The 18,537-nt window shown below is 32.5% G+C and carries 16 protein-coding genes; 10 read left to right on the top strand and 6 right to left on the bottom strand.

The genetic code is table 11. The features are described 5' to 3' along the window. Window positions 1-33 precede the first annotated feature (33 nt). Genes ACQ654_RS03490 through ACQ654_RS03505 form a run of 4 tightly spaced genes read left to right on the top strand, consistent with a single transcriptional unit; the run spans window position 34 to window position 4,202 of the window. Window positions 34-1,962: a BatA domain-containing protein gene (locus tag ACQ654_RS03490; RefSeq protein WP_430408927.1), complete on the top strand. Its 1,929-nt coding sequence runs from the start codon at window positions 34-36 to the stop codon at window positions 1,960-1,962. Further along, the gene (locus ACQ654_RS03495; RefSeq protein WP_430408928.1) at window positions 1,959-3,215 is read left to right on the top strand and encodes a dihydroorotase; all 1,257 of its coding nucleotides are present in this window, start codon (window positions 1,959-1,961) and stop codon (window positions 3,213-3,215) included. The genes ACQ654_RS03490 and ACQ654_RS03495 overlap by 4 nt, the downstream gene beginning before the upstream one ends. Then, window positions 3,212-3,538: a DUF4870 domain-containing protein gene (locus ACQ654_RS03500; protein WP_430408929.1), complete on the top strand. Its 327-nt coding sequence runs from the start codon at window positions 3,212-3,214 to the stop codon at window positions 3,536-3,538. Before ACQ654_RS03495 ends, ACQ654_RS03500 begins: the two co-directional genes overlap by 4 nt. 10 nt (window positions 3,539-3,548) lie before the next feature. Continuing rightward, window positions 3,549-4,202 (top strand): alpha/beta hydrolase, encoded by a 654-nt coding sequence (locus ACQ654_RS03505; protein ID WP_430408930.1) that lies wholly within the window; start codon window positions 3,549-3,551, stop codon window positions 4,200-4,202. 349 nt (window positions 4,203-4,551) lie between these two features. Here ACQ654_RS03505 and ACQ654_RS03510 read toward each other — a convergent pair whose 3' ends face one another. The 3 genes from ACQ654_RS03510 to ACQ654_RS03520 all read right to left on the bottom strand — a co-directional run bounded on the left by ACQ654_RS03510 (window position 4,552) and on the right by ACQ654_RS03520 (window position 7,193). After that, the gene (locus ACQ654_RS03510) at window positions 4,552-5,370 is read right to left on the bottom strand and encodes a DUF7594 domain-containing protein (protein WP_430408931.1); all 819 of its coding nucleotides are present in this window, start codon (window positions 5,368-5,370) and stop codon (window positions 4,552-4,554) included. Between the two features lie 506 nt (window positions 5,371-5,876). Further along, entirely contained in the window at window positions 5,877-6,398 is a 522-nt protein-coding gene (locus ACQ654_RS03515; RefSeq protein WP_430408932.1) for a hydrolase, read from the bottom strand. Between the two features lie 27 nt (window positions 6,399-6,425). Further along, window positions 6,426-7,193, bottom strand: coding sequence for an MBL fold metallo-hydrolase (locus tag ACQ654_RS03520; RefSeq protein WP_430412996.1), 768 nt, complete (start codon window positions 7,191-7,193; stop codon window positions 6,426-6,428). A 165-nt stretch (window positions 7,194-7,358) separates the two neighbouring features. On the opposite strand from ACQ654_RS03520, the gene ACQ654_RS03525 reads away from it, so the two are divergent. Together ACQ654_RS03525 and ACQ654_RS03530 are read left to right on the top strand one after the other, a co-directional pair. Further along, window positions 7,359-8,822 (top strand): TonB-dependent receptor, encoded by a 1,464-nt coding sequence (locus ACQ654_RS03525; RefSeq protein WP_430408933.1) that lies wholly within the window; start codon window positions 7,359-7,361, stop codon window positions 8,820-8,822. Between the two features lie 48 nt (window positions 8,823-8,870). Beyond that, the gene (locus ACQ654_RS03530; protein WP_430408934.1) at window positions 8,871-9,353 is read left to right on the top strand and encodes a CIA30 family protein; all 483 of its coding nucleotides are present in this window, start codon (window positions 8,871-8,873) and stop codon (window positions 9,351-9,353) included. A gap of 267 nt (window positions 9,354-9,620) precedes the next feature. Here ACQ654_RS03530 and bcp read toward each other — a convergent pair whose 3' ends face one another. Continuing rightward, window positions 9,621-10,082 (bottom strand): thioredoxin-dependent thiol peroxidase, encoded by a 462-nt coding sequence (gene bcp, locus ACQ654_RS03535; RefSeq protein WP_430408935.1) that lies wholly within the window; start codon window positions 10,080-10,082, stop codon window positions 9,621-9,623. Window positions 10,083-10,128: 46 nt separating this feature from the next. On the opposite strand from bcp, the gene nth reads away from it, so the two are divergent. After that, entirely contained in the window at window positions 10,129-10,797 is a 669-nt protein-coding gene (gene nth, locus ACQ654_RS03540) for an endonuclease III (protein WP_430408936.1), read from the top strand. A 213-nt stretch (window positions 10,798-11,010) separates the two neighbouring features. On the opposite strand, the gene ACQ654_RS03545 is transcribed toward nth, so the two are convergent. Then, window positions 11,011-11,592: an RNA polymerase sigma factor gene (locus tag ACQ654_RS03545; RefSeq protein WP_430408937.1), complete on the bottom strand. Its 582-nt coding sequence runs from the start codon at window positions 11,590-11,592 to the stop codon at window positions 11,011-11,013. 307 nt (window positions 11,593-11,899) lie between these two features. Here ACQ654_RS03545 and uvrA point away from each other — a divergent pair, with 307 nt between their 5' ends. Further along, complete coding sequence (gene uvrA, locus ACQ654_RS03550) at window positions 11,900-14,680, top strand: excinuclease ABC subunit UvrA (protein ID WP_430408938.1); 2,781 nt, start codon at window positions 11,900-11,902, stop codon at window positions 14,678-14,680. Between the two features lie 179 nt (window positions 14,681-14,859). Here the strand turns inward: uvrA and ACQ654_RS03555 are convergent, their stop codons facing one another. Then, complete coding sequence (locus tag ACQ654_RS03555; protein ID WP_430408939.1) at window positions 14,860-15,948, bottom strand: DUF3667 domain-containing protein; 1,089 nt, start codon at window positions 15,946-15,948, stop codon at window positions 14,860-14,862. A 287-nt stretch (window positions 15,949-16,235) separates the two neighbouring features. Here ACQ654_RS03555 and ACQ654_RS03560 point away from each other — a divergent pair, with 287 nt between their 5' ends. Then, window positions 16,236-16,904, top strand: a complete 669-nt coding sequence (locus tag ACQ654_RS03560; RefSeq protein WP_430408940.1) for a hypothetical protein — start codon at window positions 16,236-16,238, stop codon at window positions 16,902-16,904. Between the two features lie 386 nt (window positions 16,905-17,290). After that, on the top strand, window positions 17,291-18,532 hold the full coding sequence (locus ACQ654_RS03565) for a hypothetical protein (RefSeq protein ID WP_430408941.1): 1,242 nt from the start codon (window positions 17,291-17,293) through the stop codon (window positions 18,530-18,532). The last annotated feature ends 5 nt before the right edge of the window (window positions 18,533-18,537 follow it).

The following is an 18,537-nucleotide window of genomic DNA, read 5'->3' on the forward strand; positions in this document are numbered from 1 at the left end:
AAACGTTTATATTTGACAAACGTTTTTATAGGAATGCAATTCAAATACCCAGAAGTACTTTACGCGCTAGTTTTACTCCTTATTCCTATTCTTGTTCATTTGTTTCAATTGCGACGCTTTGAAAAGACTGCGTTTACAAATGTAAAGTTTCTGCAAAACGTTATTCTTCAGACACGTAAAAGCTCACAATTAAAAAAATGGTTGATTCTTTGTACACGCTTATTAGCACTCGCCGCACTTGTTATAGCCTTTGCTCAACCGTATTTTGCGAATAGAGATATTGTAAAAACCGAAAACGAAACGGTTATCTATTTAGACAATTCGTTTAGCATGCAAACGAAAGGTGAAAAAGGCGATTTACTCAAACGCGCTGTTCAAGAATTACTAAATACGGTTCCGGAAGATGAAGAAGTTTCTATATTTACGAATACAGAAACCTATAAAAACACAACGATCAAAAGTATTCGAAATGAATTGTTGCAATTAGAATATTCGCATCAACAAGAAGCAATTCCTTCTGTAATTCTAAAAGGTCGTAAGTTATTTACGAAACAACAGAATTCGGTTAAAAACTTGATTCTTATCTCAGATTTTCAACAACATGCACAACTTTCAGTGCAGAATGATAGTACGTTTAGCACAAATTATATTCAACTAAAACCTGCAAACGCCAACAATATTGCGTTGGATAGTTTATACATTTCAGAACAAGATGCAAATTCGGTTACAATTGCGGTTGTCCTTAAAAACTCAGGAATTCCTGTGCAAGATGTACCCGTTTCGCTATACGATGGCGAAAGTTTGATTGCAAAATCGTCTGTGAATTTAGATACGCAAAATGCTTCAGAAGTCACATTTTCGATTCCTTCAAATAAAGTGATTCAAGGAACTATTAAAATTGATGACAATTCGTTACAGTTTGATAATCAACTATTTTTCAACATCAACGCGCCTGAAAAAATTAATGTATTAGCCATCAATGAAGCGGATGACGAATTTTTGAAGAAATTGTACACGGAAGACGAATTCAACTTGATTTCTGCTCCTATAAATCAATTGAATTACAATGCCATTTCAACACAACAATTGATTATTCTTAACGAACTAAAAACGATTCCGAATCCGTTGTTGACAGCGTTGAGAAGTTTCAAACAAAACGGCGGTTCGTTAGTAATTATTCCCGCGAAGGAAAGCACTTTAAACACGTATAACGAATTACTACAAGCGAATAATTTTAGACGTTTTCAAGAAATTCCAAACGTAACTGAAAAGAAAATTACAAACATTAACTTCTCGCATCCGTTGTTTACAAATGTGTTTGAGAAAAAAGTGACCAATTTTCAATATCCGAAAGTGAATCATTATTTCAACATGGAAAAAGCAAGTGCCGCAATTCTATCGTTAGAAAATAATGCGCAGTTTTTAGTTGAAAACGATGAAACCTATCTTTTTACAGCGGCTATTAATAAGGAAAATTCAAACTTTAAAAGCACGCCGTTAATTGTGCCAATCTTTTATAATATTGGAAAAAATAGTTTGCAATTAACCAACCTGTATTACACCTTAGGTAAAGAAAATACGTTTGATGTACAGACTTCGTTATCGCAAGATGCGGTCTTAACAATTGTGAAAGACACAGAAGAATTTATTCCATTACAACAAACTGCAAATAATAAAGTTCGTTTAACAACAGATGAATTTCCTACAACTGCGGGAATTTACACTATAAAAAATCAAAATACTGATTTACAAAAAGTTAGCTATAATTTTGATCGAAAAGAAAGTACGTTACAATATCATAACATTGCCAATTTATATCCAGAAAATACACATACTACGGTAGCTCAATTTTTTGAAGATTTAAAAAATGAACAGTCTGTAGCTTCGCTTTGGAAATGGTTTGTTATTTTTGCATTACTATTTTTATGTATTGAAATTTTGATTTTAAAATTCGTCAAATGAACCTCATCATAAAATCCGCAACTATCCTAGATTTGAAGAGCAAACACAACGGCTCTACACATGATATTTTGATAGAAAACGGAATCATTACACAAATTGCTTCAACTATTGAAAACCCAAACAATTACGATACCATTTCATACGAAAATCTGCATGTTTCGCAAGGTTGGTTTGACAGTAGCGTAAGTTTAGGTGAACCAGGTTTTGAAGAACGTGAAACGATTGAAAACGGACTTAAAACTGCGGCAAAAAGTGGTTTTACGGCAATTGCGGTAAATCCGAATGCGAATCCGATTGCAGATTCGAAAGCAGATATTGCCTTTTTAAAAAGCAATGCTTTTGGAAACGCCGTTGACCTCTATCCTATTGGCGCGTTGACGACAAAAAGTGAAAGTGTAGATTTAGCCGAGTTGTTCGATATGAAAAATGCTGGCGCAGTTGCGTTTGGCGATTATCAGAAATCGATTGACAATCCAAATTTGTTAAAAATAGCGTTGTTATACGCTTCCAACTTTGGTGGTTTGGTCTTATCATTTCCACAAGAGAACAAAATTGCAGGAAAAGGAATTGTCAACGAAGGACACAATAGTACACGTTTAGGTTTGAAAGGAATTCCAAGTTTGGCAGAAGAGTTACAGGTTGCCCGCGATTTATTTCTGTTAGAATATACACAAGGAAAATTACACATTCCAACAATTTCTACAGCGAAATCAGTTCAATTAATTCGTGAAGCCAAACAAAAAGGTTTGAATGTAAGTTGTTCAGTTGCTATTCATAATATTTTACTGTCTGATGACGAATTGGAAGAGTTTGATACCAATTACAAAATATTGCCACCATTGCGCACGAAAAATGATTGTGAAGCCATTGTAGCAGGTTTACAAGATGGAACAATTGACATGATTACCAGCGATCACAATCCAATAGATGTAGAACATAAGAAAGTTGAGTTTGATAACGCTATGTACGGAACTATTGGTTTGGAAACGGCTTTTGGTGCTTTACAAACGGTGTTATCAACAGAAAAAGTAATTGAATTGCTAACTGCTGGAAAAGAACGATTTGGAATTGAAGCGTCTCAAATTGCAGTAGGACAAATAGCAAATCTGACACTTTTCAATCCGAAAGGAAACTATACATTTACAGAAAAACACATTCATAGTACCTCTAAAAATAGTGCTTTTTTAGGAAAAAAACTCAACGGAACTGTGTACGGAATTGTGCATAATCATCAAAAAATAGATTCAATATGAATCCACAAATAATTGAAGAAGGAAGACAAAACGCCATTATTTCCTATATCACATTGATAGGAACCGTAATTGCGATTATTTCAAATACAGAAAAGAAGAATCCATACGCAAGTTTTCATATACGACAAGCATTAGGACTTAATATGTTGTTTTTTGCTATTGCAGTTGTGGTCAGTTATTTTGATAATTGGATGATTTCTTCTGCTTTTTATGTATTCTTTGCTGTTTTGTGGTTTTTTGGACTCACAAATGCGTTTCAATGTGAACATGAACCAATTCCAATAGTTGGTGATTTTTTCCAAAAATTGTTTAAATCATTATAATTTTATCAGTATGCAAGCTAAAAAACTATCACTTCATCATATCATTCGAGCACCAAAAACGGCTGTTGAAAAATCGCCAGTATTACTATTATTTCATGGCTATGGAAGTAATGAAGAAGATTTATTTTCGTTTGCGGCTGAGTTACCTGAAGAATTATTTATTGTTTCGGTGAGAGCACCAAGAGATTTACAACCGTATGGCTATTCTTGGTATGATATTCATTACACAGCTACTGAAAAAATAAGCAATGACGAACATGCTGTAGAATCGCGTGATGCAGTTGCCAATTTTATTGATGAAGTTGTTGAAAATTATCCTGTAGATAGGGAAAATGTTACACTTCTAGGATTTAGTCAAGGAACTATTTTGAGTTATGCCGTTGCGTTTACGTATCCTGAAAAAATAAAAAATGTAATTGCATTGAGTGGTTATTTAAACCATAACATATTTGATTTCAATACGGAGAAAGATTACAGTTCCCTAGATTTTTATTGTTCTCATGGAAGTGTAGATCAAGTGATTCCTGTAGAAGCCGCTCGTGAAATTGAGCCGTTTATGCAAGAACATAATTTGAAACATGCATACGAGGAATTTCCTGTGGGACATGGCGTAGCACCACAAAACTTCTATTCGTTCAAAACTTGGTTGGAGAAGCGGATTTAATTGTTCAATTTGAAGATTTAATAATGTGTCAGTTTGATAATTTGGATTACTGAACTAACTTCAGTTCAACATAAAATCTATGCAACCGAATTACGACGAATTAATGTGGAAAAGTTTTGGTGAAAATTTCAAACTCAATTATGCGTTAATTTTAGAGGTATGACTTCTGTTCACCTAGAAAGATCCTTTTATATTGTAAACACTTTTAGTAGTTACGAAGTAAAAACTGGAAAATTATACGTAAAGATTGCAACTTTGTTTGTAAAGCAAGAAAACATTGAAAACGATATTGTTATGCCATTGAGTATTAAAACTGTTGAAAAGTGTAACAATTTTATTGAGAACCTAGCTATTTTTTAATTACCCTAAATGTTTTTTGTTCTAAAGCACTTAAAACTTTTACATAATAAATTCCTGCTTTAAAAGTACTCAAATCTAACGTTGTATTAAATTGTTCATGCTTTAACAATTGTCCGATGGTGTTATAAACAGATATAGTTGTATCTGTATTGGCTACACCTTTTATATAAATAGCATTTGTTGTTGGGTTAGGATATACAGAAACTTTGTCATTATTTTTACTTGCTTCATCACTCAAAGATAATGTTGCTTCATCTATTATTAATTTTGGTTTTACACTATCTGATGGTGCAGTATCTCTACTAAAAATAAAACTCGGTAAATCTTCTTGAGTAGAAATAATTTTAATTGAAATTGTATCATCACCATTCGATACATGACTAACAACTTCAGTAGAAATATCAAATTCTATTATGTTTCCAACATGATTACCAGAAGCTATTGATGTTCCAATAACAGCAGGCGCATTATTCCATCTAATGGTATTCTCTGTCCATGAATCATTTACCAAATATGCCGTATAACTTCTAGTTGTTGGTATAGAGCTTTCTAAAGTTAATACAACTTTTGCAGAAAACACGGTAGATACTGAACTTAGGTTAAACTTTAAATATACCTCCCGATTGTGTGTAGTGTTATCTGTATCGCTACTAGTTATTAATCTTTTGTCACCGTAATTTAATGTTGGGTTTGTATCCCAAGTATATGAATCTGCGTTGGTAATAATAGTGGTTTGAGAAAATGCAAAACAACTACATAAAACAAAGGGTAAAAACCAGAATAAGTGTTTTAATTTACTTACTTTCATAATCTTTAGAATTAAAAATAGTAGCACAAAAGAACGAAAAATAACACAATAATTTATAGTCTAGTTGTTATTTTATCAAAAAGATTAGAAAATATAATTCAAGTTTCAATATTAATTATATTTGTATTCTAATGTTCAGATGATGTTGGTTCTTCGTCATTTTTGAAAAAAAACAAGAGTTTGATAAACAACCTAAGATGTGCCAATTTTTTTATAGAAGATTAATTTCTGCTCCAAATAAGTGTCTACAACTACTTTTGTAGAACAAGTAAGAGAAGTCTGTTTGAATCGAGAAACTTCATTCTGGACATGGCGTTGTGCCACAAAATTTCTATTCGTTCAAAACTTGATTGGAGAAGTGAATTTAATTAGTTTACAATGGTTATTATTGAGAATTTTCATGAATCCTTACTAATAAAATTATCTAAGATGCGATATTGAATCAAGTTCAGTATGACGAACGAAAATTTGCAATCAAAAAATCTAACAGCTAACAGTAAAGCGGTCTACTTTGTGTACTTATTATACAACAATTCAGCAACCGTCTCAAAAGTTAAGTTTTTGTCTTTGTCAATTTCGTAACTCAAAATCATTTCGCCCCAATAACCACCATCAGTAAAGCTACATAAAGCCCATTTATGGTTAATTACTTTTACTTTATCGACGACAAAAACACCATCCATTCCTGAAAATGGAACTAATGGATTATCATTTTTAGTTGAGTTTTTATCGTAAATAACATCTTCAATGTATTGTGCTAAATCATCTGTAAACTGATATTTTTCAAAATATTCCAATGCTTCTGCGTTGTGCCTCAATGTAAAATAACTTAAATCTATATTTTCATTAATTAAGACATCTATAGAATCTCTTTTAACTTCTATCTGTGCTGACATGTCATCACGTTCTGTACGTAACTTTTCTATTTTTTCGTTCATTTTTTCATACATTCTATTTGTATTTACATACTGATATAATGCTAGTAAAATCACAAAAATAAGTGCGTATCCTAAGATTCTCTTTGTCATAATGAATGCTATTTTTTTAATCGTTAGTTAGATAACGTTAATTGTAAGTGTATCGTACGCCAAAAATACGTTTTCTGGCAATGTTTTGGAAACTTCTGCATGAAAACCTAATAAATGACTGATATGGGTTAAATATGCTTTTTCTGGCTGAATGTCTTCAATAAACTCCAAGGCTTCTTGTAGTGAAAAATGTGAAATATGCTCTTGAATTCGCAATGCATTGATTACTAAAACTTTCAATCCTTTCAATTTGGCTCTTTCAGCAGGTTCTATTGTTTTTACATCTGTCAAATATGCAAAATCACTAAAACGATATCCAAAAACTTGTAATTTGTAATGAAATGCATTGATGGGCGTTATTGTAACTCCTTTTAAATTAAATGATTCATGATTTACAACTTCATGCTTTATAACACCTGGTGCACCTGGATACTTGTTTTCTGTCGCAAAAATATAATCAAAACGCCTTTCTAATTCTCCAAAAACACGTTTATGTGCATACGTATCAATATCTCCTTGACGGAAATAAAACGGTCGTATATCGTCCAATCCTGCGGTATGATCGGCGTGTTCGTGTGTAAACAGAATTCCGTCAATATAACTACAATTGGCGCGTAACATTTGCTGTCGAAAATCGGGTCCACAATCAATCACATACGTTGCATTTTCCCAAGAAATCAACACCGAAACACGCAAGCGTTTATCGCGAAAATCATCACTCAAACACACAGGATGATTGCTTCCAATAATAGGAATACCTTGTGAAGTTCCCGTTCCGAGAAATGTAACTGTCATCATAAAATTGGTAATTTGTTAAAAATCAAGTGTTTTTTTAGTTATATGCTTCCCGTTTATCGATCATTATTCAAATTTAACTTATTATTTAACAAAAAAGCCGAAATAATACATTCAAAAAAATAAGTATTGTTTATTTTTGTAACAAACAAATTCAAACTACTCATGGCTATTGTCTATAAAGGTGATCCAAACTTAGAAAACGTACCTTCCATTAAAGCGAAAGCGTTACGAATTAACTTAAACAGCCAAATCTATGGTACTTTTGCTGAAATTGGAGCTGGACAAGAAACTGTTCGTCATTTTTTCAGATCTGGAGGTGCATCAGGAACTATTGCAAAAGCAATGAGTGCATATGACAAAGATTTTAGTGACGCTATTTATGGTGTTGAAAATGATCGACGTTATGTAACAGAAGCGCGTTTAAAGAAAATGCTTTCTCATGAAATGACATTGTTGGAAGATCGTATTACGCGTGAAAAACATCCTGATAAAATGTTTTTCTGCTTTGCAAATACGGTAGCAACTATTGATTTTGCTAAAAAATACAAAGGTCATGGTTGGTTAGGAATCAAATATCAAATTGATCCTGAACAAGAATACAACGAAATTATCTTGCATGTACGTTTTCAAGAAAATGATGCGAAATTGCAACAAGAAACATTGGGAATTATGGGAGTTAACCTAATTCACGGTGCTTTTTATAAATACAACAATCCAAAAAATCTTCTAAAATATCTATACGATCACATTGATAAAGATAAAATTGAGATTGATACAATTAATTTTTCCGGACCGCAATTTGAAGCTGTTGATAACCGTTTAATGAGTTTACAACTCTTAAAGAACGGAATGACAGAAGCCGTTATTTTTGGTCCTGATGGAAATAATATTCTTCCTGCACGATTGCTGTACAAGAAGAATATATTAGCACTTCGTGGTAGTTTTCGTCCTGTGACCAAGGTAAACATGGATATGTATCAAAAATCGTATGATATCTTTATTCGTGAGAATAAGGTAGAAGAGGAAAAAACAGTTGTTTTGTTTGAAATTACACTTTCTAACTTACGTGCGGAAGGTGAAATTGATGAGCAAGATTTTATGGACAGAGCACAATTACTCGGTTCACTTGGTCAAACAGTGATGATTTCTAACTTTAAAGAATACTACCGATTGGTAGAATATTTCTCTAACTATACAAAAGAACGTATGGCGTTGACAATGGGCGTAAATAACCTTGTTGACATCTTTGATGAAAAATACTATCGTCATGTTAGTGGAGGAATTTTAGAAGCATTTGGGAAACTATTCTACAGAGATTTAAAAGTGTACTTATATCCAATGAAACGTAAGGAAACTGGCGAATTGGTAAATAGTAACAACATGAAAGTACATCCACGTATGAAAGAATTGTATAAATTCTTTAAGTACAACGGAAAAATGGTTGACATTTTTGATTTTGATAATGATATTTTACAAATTTTCTCGCGAAAAGTATTAAAAATGATTGCTAGCAATGAAGAAGGTTGGGAAAGCATGTTGCCCGATGGTGTTTCGGAAATCATTAAAGAGAAAAACTTATTTGGCTATTTAGAGCAAAATGAAAACGAATTGATAGAAAAAAAATAACACATAAAAGCTCCATTTGAGGAGCTTTTTTTATACCTAAAAACTACAATGAAACTATTCGAATTCACAGCAAACAGTAATCTTTCCAACTGGTATGTTGTAAATGATGATGTTATGGGCGGATTGTCGCAAAGTACATTTACACTAAGTGAAAACGGTCACGGAGTTTTTAAAGGAACGGTTTCGCTAGAAAATAATGGTGGCTTCTCTGCTATTCGTTATGGAATTGGAAACACCGATATTTCAGGGAAAGAAACGGTTTGTATTCGCCTGAAAGGTGACGGGAAAAAGTATCAATTTCGTTTGAAACAAAACAAAGATGATAGACATTCGTACATCACAACATTTCAAACTGTTGGCGATTGGGAAACGATTGAAATTCCACTAAATACTTTATATCCAAGTTTTCGCGGACGCACATTGGACATTGGTAACTTTTCGGCAAACTATTTGGAAGAACTCGGTTTCTTAATTGGGAACAAAAAGCAAGAATCGTTTCAATTAGAATTGGATTATATAACATTGAAGTAAAAGATTAAAACTAAGAATTTAGATTGCTTCATTTTCAAAATATTGACTTCTCATTATATCGTATAATTCATCATTGCGAATGTTTTTAAAACAAATTACTTCTACATTTAAATCATAAAAAAACAGACTTCACAAAATTGTAAAGTCTGTTGTATATATTAAACGTCACTTCGAATGAATTTGTGAAACAAATTAGTATCGAGCGAGAAGTATTTTAAAAATACTATAGATTCCTTCCTATACAGGAATGACAACTGAAATTCGAAATTAACCTATCAATTCCAGAATTTGCTCCGCGTGTGCTTTCGTTTTCACTTTATCAATCACATGATCAACAACGCCTTCTTCATTGACTAAAAATGTTTTACGGTGAATTCCATCATAGGTTTTCCCCATAAATTTCTTTTCTCCCCAAACACCAAACGCTTCAATTACGTCTTTGTTTTCATCTGCTAATAATGGAAAAGGAAATTCATATTTATTCTTAAAATTGGTTTGTCTTTTTTCAGAATCAGCACTTACACCTAACAATTCAAATCCTTTGCTTTGCAATTCAGTATAATTGTCTCTCAAGTTACACGCTTCCGCCGTACAACCTGGCGTACTTGCCTTTGGATAAAAGAAAACGATTAGTTTTTTTCCTTTGTAATCTGATAAAGAAATTGCGTTTCCATCTTGATCATTTACGGTAAAATTGGGTACTTTATCTCCTATTTTTAAAGTGTTCATAGCTTTCAATAATTTATTGATTATTTTTGTATAAAAATACTGAAAAATGACCAAACAAGAAAAGGTTCAGTTTGTAATTGATACACTTGAAGAAATATATCCAGAGATTCCAGTTCCACTCGATCATACAGATCCGTATACTTTACTTATTGCCGTTTTGATGTCTGCACAAAGTACCGATGTTCGCGTCAATAAAATTACGCCGTTATTATTCGCGAAAGCTGATAATCCGTATGATATGATCAAACTTTCAGTAGAAGAAATTAGAGAAATTATAAAACCTGTCGGTTTATCACCAATGAAAGCAAAAGGAATTTACGGTTTGTCACACATACTTATTGACAAACACAATGGTGAAGTTCCGAAAACTTTAGAAGAGTTGGAAGAATTACCAGCTGTCGGACATAAAACGGCAAGCGTTGTGATAAGTCAGGCATTCGGAATTCCTGCTTTTCCGGTAGATACGCACATTCACAGATTGATGTATCGTTGGAATTTGACAAACGGAAAAAATGTAGTTCAGACAGAAAAAGATGCAAAACGGTTGTTTCCAAAAGAAAAATGGAACGATTTACATTTACAAATTATATGGTACGGACGAGAATATTGCCAAGCGCGCGGTTGGAACTTGGACAACGATATTATTACCAAAACAATTGGTAGAAAGTCAGTATTAGATGCGTATTATTTAAAAGTTAAAAAGACTCGCAGCTAACGAGTCTTTTTCCAAAGTTTAGTTGAGAAGCGTTTCAAACTTCATCCTTTTGTAATTAATAACACTTAAAGCCTTAGAATAGTTCAATATGAAATTAATTGTATCCTTTTTAGGTAACATTTTTTTCATTTCAGATGAACTTTTAGTGTAATTTTTTGCCATGCGTCGGTTTTTATATTTAAAATACAACGCACGGAATTCTATTTTATTGTATTAGTTTGTTAAAACTATGTTATGTTTGTCAATAACTTTTCGCAAATTAATCAAAGCGTACCGCATTCTACCCAATGCGGTGTTGATGCTTACCCCAGTTTTTTCTGAAATTTCTTTGAAGCTTAAATCTTGATACATACGCATCAATAACACTTCTTTTTGGTCTGCTGGCAATTCATCAACTAAGCGTCGAACGTCACGTTCTACTTGGTTTTTGATGATTTTTTTCTCTGCATTTAAATCGGTATCACTTAATACCGAAAAAATATTAAAATCACCATTATTGTCATATTTTGGCATTCTATTATTTTTTCTAAAATGATCAATCACCAAGTTGTGAGATATACGCATAACCCAAGGTAAAAATTTACCTTCTTCATTGTAATTTCCTTTTTTTAGCGTTCTAATCACTTTGATAAAAGTGTCTTGGAAAACGTCTTCTGTAATATCTCTATCCAGAACTTTTGAATATATAAAACTATATATTCGTTGTTTATGACGTTCTATTAATGTGCCTAAAGCGCACTCGTCACCTTTAATGTAATTAGATACCAATACTGAATCTTGCAGAATCTGTTCCATAGCAATACTTTTTATACTTTGATACTTATCGAGGCTGATAAAATCTATTTAAATTTTAAAAAGTACTTTTTTGCTATACGCAGATGTTTTTGTAGTGTGAATTAATAAATCCAAATATAGTGACAATCGTTAAAGAAATGCAAATAAAATCCAATATTTTAACATTTCCGCTGTTTTTATTGGGTTAAACCGTTCGTTTTATAAGTAATATATTACTCAGTACAACTATTATTTTACATATTCTTTCCCTCAAATTCATTTTATTCCAAGTATTAAAAGCAGTATCTTTGCAATTATTTTTTCTCCAATGACACAAGATCTCGCTACTATAAATCCAAAAGAAAACATCATTATTAAAGGTGCAAAACTGCACAACCTAAAAAATATTGATGTGGTAATTCCACGAAATAAATTGGTTGTGATTACTGGACTTTCGGGTTCTGGAAAATCAAGTTTAGCTTTTGACACCTTATATGCAGAAGGACAACGAAGATATGTAGAAAGCTTGTCATCTTATGCTCGACAGTTTTTGGGACGTTTGCACAAACCAAAAGTAGATTATATTAAAGGAATAGCGCCTGCAATTGCCATTGAACAAAAAGTAAACTCTACCAATCCGCGTTCATCCGTAGGAACCACAACAGAAATTTATGATTATTTAAAGTTGCTGTTTGCACGAATTGGAAAGACCATCTCTCCTATTTCTGGTAAAGAAGTAAAAAAACATACTGTTTCTGATGTGATCAATTATGTAAAAACATTTGAAGAACGTAGCAAGCTTTTATTGTTAGCTCCTGTAACTGTTCCGGAAGGTAGAAGCGCTTTTCATACTATAAAAGTGTTAGCACAACAAGGATATGCACGAATTAAAAAGAATAATGAAATTATCCGAATTGATGAAATTAACGAAGACTTTTCAGAAGATTTCTCTTTAGTAATCGATCGTATTGTAGTTGCGCATGATGAAGATTTCTACAATCGCTTAGCAGATGCAATTCAAACTGCGTTCTTTGAAGGAAAAGGCGAATGTAATATTGAAACTGTTAGTGATCAAAAAAGCATGCATTTTAGTAATAAATTTGAGTTGGATGGAATGAAATTCCTCGAACCAAATGTGCATTTATTCAGTTTCAACAATCCGTATGGAGCTTGCCCAAAATGTGAAGGTTATGGTGATGTAATTGGAATTGATGAAGATTTAGTCATTCCAAATACAGGACTTTCTGTATATGAAAACGCAATTTTTCCTTGGCGTGGCGAAAGTATGAGTTGGTACAGAGATCAATTGGTAAATAATGCATATCATTTCGATTTTCCAATTCATAAACCTTGGTTTGAATTAACCGCAACACATAAAAAATTAGTTTGGGAAGGAAATAAATATTTTGAAGGATTGCATCAGTTCTTTTCTTATTTAGAAGAAAAAAGCTATAAAATTCAGAATCGTGTAATGTTATCACGGTATCGTGGAAAAACAAAATGTGCAACCTGTGAAGGAAAACGTCTTCGCCAAGAAGCAAATTATGTAAAAATTGATGGAAAAACAATTACGGATTTAGTGGTTTTACCGTTAAATGAATTGATTGTTTTCTTTGACAAATTGAAATTAAGTGAACACGATCAAAATATAGCAAAACGTTTATTAAAAGAAATTAAAAATCGTTTGGCATTTTTAACGAATGTTGGACTGGATTATTTAACCTTAAACCGCAAATCGAATTCACTTTCTGGTGGAGAATCACAACGAATTAACTTGGCAACTTCACTCGGAAGTAGTTTGGTTGGTTCTATGTATATATTGGATGAACCTAGTATTGGACTGCATCCGAAAGACAGCGAACGCTTAATTGAAGTATTGTTATCCTTACGGGATTTAGGAAATACCGTAATTGTTGTTGAGCATGATGAAGACATTATGCGTGCCGCTGATGAAATTATTGATATTGGTCCAGAAGCTGGAACACATGGTGGACATGTAGTTGCTTTTGGCGATTATGAAACTATTTTGAAAGCAGATTCGCTAACCGCAAAATACCTCAACAAAACCATTAAAATTGAAGTTCCTCAAAAACGCAGAACTTCCAATCAATTTATAAGAGTTGTTGGCGCACGTGAAAATAATCTCAAAAATATAGACGTCACTTTTCCTCTAAACATGCTAACAGTCGTAACGGGCGTTTCTGGAAGTGGGAAAAGTTCGCTGGTAAAAAAGATTCTGTATCCTTCCATGTTGAAAGAAACTGGCGGATATGGAGAAAAAGCTGGTCAATTCACAAAAATAGATGGAAAATATAGCAACGTAAAACATATTGAATTTGTTGATCAAAATCCTATTGGACGTTCTTCGCGTTCCAATCCGGTAACATATATTAAAGCATATGATGATATTCGTGCGTTGTATGCAAGTCAGAAGCTTTCTTCTATTAGAAACTACAAAACCAAGCATTTCTCGTTCAATGTTGATGGCGGACGTTGTGAAACCTGTAAAGGTGAAGGACAAGTTACGATTGAAATGCAGTTTATGGCTGATGTACATTTGGAATGTGAAACATGTGGCGGAAAACGTTTTAAGAAAGAAGTTTTAGAAGTTGCGTTTCAAGATAAAAATATTGATGATATTTTAACCATGACTATTGACGACGCCATGGATTTCTTTACGAAACATGAGCAGAAAAAAATATATCGTAAGCTAAAACCTTTGCAAGATGTTGGTTTGGGATATGTAACACTCGGACAAAGTTCGTCTACACTTTCTGGTGGAGAAGCGCAACGTATTAAGCTTGCATCTTTCTTGGTAAAAGGAACTACCAAAGAAAAAGCATTGTTCATTTTTGATGAACCAACCACAGGATTGCATTTTCATGATATTAAAAAACTATTAAAATCATTTGATGCCTTAATTGAAAAAGGACATTCGATCATTGTGGTGGAACATAATATTGAATTGATCAAATGCGCCGATCATATTATTGATTTAGGTCCTGGCGGTGGAAAAAATGGAGGAACGCTTGTTGCATACGGCACTCCTGAAGAAATTGTAAAAAATAAAGCTTCGTTTACAGGAAAATATTTAAAAGAGAAATTGTAGTGTTTCTTTTCCAAATAAAATTTGATTGTACAAAATAGGCAGTCTCAAAAATTAAATTTTAGTCAAGCCAAACCATGTACTGAACTAGATTCAGTATTAACTTAATTTCTCATGATTATTGAAAATTAGGATCATGAGATTCTGAATCAAGTTCAGATATACGAAAGTACTATCTACCATTAATATAGGAAAAATGATACAATCCACAACATTACAAACGTAACTGGAATTACAAAAATTAAGTATATAAAAGATAAGATACAGGTTTTGATAAATGTTTTAATATATCCTTGCTCATAAAAACGTTTCAGACTTATGACTAAATAGAAAAAGGTTGATAGTATTAGTAAAACATCAATAACATCAGGAATTTCTACAATATAGTTTGCAACTAAAATGATACTAGAAGCCAAAAACATGAAGGCAAAATAGTAAAAACTAAATACCATATGATGTGCAAAACGTCCTCGTTTTCTGTACAGAATTCTTAATAAGAAGGCAAATATTGGAATTAAGAAAAACATAGAAATTGGAATGGTGTCAAAGAAAGCTTTTAACAGTCCTACACCTCTATTATGTCTAAATTTAATGATCTGTTTTCCAAAAAATCTTGAAAACCAACCATCACCATCTTTATAGCCCATTGCTTTTAACTTATCATCAACACTGGCGTTACTTTGCTCTAAAGAATCTAGTAATTGTGTATCAAAATTAAATCCTAAAACTTGTCCATTTACGTTCCTATTCTTCTTAACTTTTGAGGTATCATTTCCTATGTTTGTTTCAGATATTAATACGTTTTTCATCTTCGCTAAAGCCAAGCTATCTTCTCCATCCATAGTTGCAATTTGCACTTCCAAAGCATTAGCAATGGAATCTCTCACCCGATTTGCCTCTTCTACAATTGCTTTTTCTTTCCCAAAAGTTTCTTTGAGCGAATCGTCAAATTCACGCTGACTAGAACGTGTGGCAATTGAAAACAAAAAGAAAAACACGATCGATGCAAATAGATAAAACTGTGCAGGATGCAAGTATAATAAGCGTTTTCCTTTTACAAACTCTTTCGCTAAAAAACCAGGTTTAAGTAGTAATGGAATGAAACTTCTAAAAAATCGAGCATCTACCGAAAAGTAATTCATAATGGTATTATGAAAAAGTAAACGCATACTCAATTTGTCATCTACTTTTTGACCGCAATTAGGACAAAAACTATGATAGTGTGTCAATTGATATTCACAATTGGAGCAGTGTTTGGTTTCGGTTGACATATTTTTTAGTTACGGTTGGTTTTGCAATACATACAAAGATGCTAAATTCTATTTACACGTTGAAATTAATGAAATAATAAATGGTATACTAATCTGTACATTTTTATATTTCAATGTTACATTTTTACCACTATTTCTTTAAATCGATCAAAAAAATACATACTCAAAACACTTCTAAATTACTCACAAACAGAATCTTGCATTTTTGGCACGCAAATTGGTTTTACTTAGGCAAATAGCGCTCGCCGAAAAGCTAAAGAGTAGGCATAACCCTAAAAGTATATATTATGAAAAACTTTTACCTTTTATTTGTAGGATTGTTACTAAGTGTAACAGCTACACAAGCAAGTGAAACTAGCAACCAACTAGAAACTACCGAAAATGGGTTAACTAATCGCTATCGTTATGCACAACCAATTCAGTTTGTAGAACGAGGTGTAGAATTTTTTATTTTCCAAAACGGAGAATTCGATTTTAACACACATCCTGTAGCAATTAACAGAACAAGAAGAAGTTCTGTAAACGCAACCTTTGGAGCTCCAAGAGTTCGTACCAGAGGAACTCGGTTCAATACAAGAAATATTGGTGTTCGTGTAGAACATGATAGAAACGGAAGAGTACGAAGAATTGGAAATTTATTTATCAGCTATGACCAGATTGGACGCGTAAAAAGAATTGGAACCATTTACATGCGTTACCACCAAAGATTTGGAAAAATAAAGCAAATTGGTGGATTACACTTAAAATATAACCGTAGAGGAAGACTCATCAGACACTATGGAAGTGTAAAACTAACACCAACACGTACGCAATGTGCAGTTGGTAATTGTAGAATTGATCATGCAAATGTTCATATTAATGATGATTTTCAAAACGGACATGATATTCCAGCAAATGATGACGATTTATATTATTACAGAAATAAAGGAAAGCAGAAAAAATTAAAAAAACAATAAATAGCAGTAACCAATAGTAACATAAAAACCTCGTGAAAATGTTTGACTTCACGAGGTTTTATTTTATAGTATAAAGAAAACGCTCCAACTATTTCTTCGCCGTTTTCGTATATTTTAATCTATGACAGAGTCAACTAAACTACAAAAATTTTAATCGCGTCAGACGACTATAATTTTATCTTCTCCATAACTTCAAAAACCAAAAACAACACTACTATAATTTTTGCCTAAAGTAATTATTTGAAATCACATATAAGTATGGCAAAACCGTACTTTCTATCCGTTATTTTGCATATTTTAAGACTTTTTTTTACTTCCATTTTCATCAATTTCAAAACTTTGGCACGTTGTTTGGTTTATACTTAACAACATTAAAACTTTGTGTCATGAGAAAAATAATATTCATACTTACAGGAATCTTTTTCTTCGCTGCAACAACAGTAGAAGCAAAACGGACAACAACAACTACAACAACAGCAACGTATTTCAATAACAATTCATTTTCGTTTATTGAACAAGGAATTACATTTTCTGTTTATAATGATGGAGAATTCGACTTTTTTATCAATCGTTTGCATCCTGGAATTAGTGCCAATATCAATACTGGCGGATTAAACATTAGTTTTAACGCTGGTTATAACTACAATCCGTACATACAATATGATGATTATGGAGCGGTAATTCAAGTTGAAAATGTTCCTATTTATTATGACTATTACGGACGAGTTTTCAGAATTGGTAATATCAATTTAAATTACAATAGCTTTGGAAATTTATTGCAAGTTGGTAATATGAATGTATTTTATGATGATTTCGGATATTATTCGCATACAGCAGGTTATATAAATAGATTCAATAGAAGAACAGTGTTTTACAATAACTGGTTTTTTCGCCCATCTGTAAATTTATGTCTTGTAAATTTCAGACCATATAGACAATTTTATACGCCAATTCGTTATACTTTTTGTGCTCCATATAGAAACAACTTCAGACGTTCATATGTTAATGTTGGACGAACTTATCGTTATGCAAGAAATAACTCAAGAAGAAATGTGTATAGAAATGATAGAAGAGTTACACGTAGAAATGATTTAGCTATCAATAACACTAGAAGAAATACGGTAACACGTTCGACAAGAGGTACAAGAAATAATACACGTGTGGCTTCTACTAGAAACAATACACGTAACAATACTACAACGCGTAACAATACACGTACAACTAGACAAAATAACACAACACGTAACACTCGTAATACTAATAATGTACGAAATACACGAACTGACAGAAACACATCTACTAGAGGAAATGTTCGTACAAATACTACAAGAATTGCACAAAACAATACAACACGTTCGACTCGTAACAACAACGTTCGATCAAACAGTACTAGAAATAATACAAGATCAGTAACACGTAACAATACTCGCACAAATAGAAATGTTACTACAACACGATCTACTCGAAATAACAATACAAGAGCGACAAGAAATTCTAGCAGAAATAATTCAAGAGCGACACAAAGTAATAGAAGTACGCAAAGAAGAGCTGTAACACAAAAATCAAATCGTTCTTCACAACGAAAAGCGAAAAGCTCTCGAAAAAGAAGTACAAGAACTAGAAGTTAAAACTT

Source organism: Kordia sp. (assembly GCF_965283645.1).
GTDB lineage: Bacteria > Bacteroidota > Bacteroidia > Flavobacteriales > Flavobacteriaceae > Kordia.

Bases quoted from the DNA above. Each gene is read 5' to 3' on its own strand.
- ACQ654_RS03490 (WP_430408927.1), top strand. From the start codon at position 34: ATGCAATTCAAATACCCAGAAGTACTTTACGCGCTAGTTTTACTCCTT.
- ACQ654_RS03495 (WP_430408928.1), top strand. From the start codon at position 1,959: ATGAACCTCATCATAAAATCCGCAACTATCCTAGATTTGAAGAGCAAA.
- ACQ654_RS03500 (WP_430408929.1), top strand. From the start codon at position 3,212: ATGAATCCACAAATAATTGAAGAAGGAAGACAAAACGCCATTATTTCC.
- ACQ654_RS03505 (WP_430408930.1), top strand. From the start codon at position 3,549: ATGCAAGCTAAAAAACTATCACTTCATCATATCATTCGAGCACCAAAA.
- ACQ654_RS03510 (WP_430408931.1), bottom strand. From the start codon at position 5,370: ATGAAAGTAAGTAAATTAAAACACTTATTCTGGTTTTTACCCTTTGTT.
- ACQ654_RS03515 (WP_430408932.1), bottom strand. From the start codon at position 6,398: ATGACAAAGAGAATCTTAGGATACGCACTTATTTTTGTGATTTTACTA.
- ACQ654_RS03520 (WP_430412996.1), bottom strand. From the start codon at position 7,193: ATGACAGTTACATTTCTCGGAACGGGAACTTCACAAGGTATTCCTATT.
- ACQ654_RS03525 (WP_430408933.1), top strand. From the start codon at position 7,359: ATGGCTATTGTCTATAAAGGTGATCCAAACTTAGAAAACGTACCTTCC.
- ACQ654_RS03530 (WP_430408934.1), top strand. From the start codon at position 8,871: ATGAAACTATTCGAATTCACAGCAAACAGTAATCTTTCCAACTGGTAT.
- bcp (WP_430408935.1), bottom strand. From the start codon at position 10,082: ATGAACACTTTAAAAATAGGAGATAAAGTACCCAATTTTACCGTAAAT.
- nth (WP_430408936.1), top strand. From the start codon at position 10,129: ATGACCAAACAAGAAAAGGTTCAGTTTGTAATTGATACACTTGAAGAA.
- ACQ654_RS03545 (WP_430408937.1), bottom strand. From the start codon at position 11,592: ATGGAACAGATTCTGCAAGATTCAGTATTGGTATCTAATTACATTAAA.
- uvrA (WP_430408938.1), top strand. From the start codon at position 11,900: ATGACACAAGATCTCGCTACTATAAATCCAAAAGAAAACATCATTATT.
- ACQ654_RS03555 (WP_430408939.1), bottom strand. From the start codon at position 15,948: ATGTCAACCGAAACCAAACACTGCTCCAATTGTGAATATCAATTGACA.
- ACQ654_RS03560 (WP_430408940.1), top strand. From the start codon at position 16,236: ATGAAAAACTTTTACCTTTTATTTGTAGGATTGTTACTAAGTGTAACA.
- ACQ654_RS03565 (WP_430408941.1), top strand. From the start codon at position 17,291: ATGAGAAAAATAATATTCATACTTACAGGAATCTTTTTCTTCGCTGCA.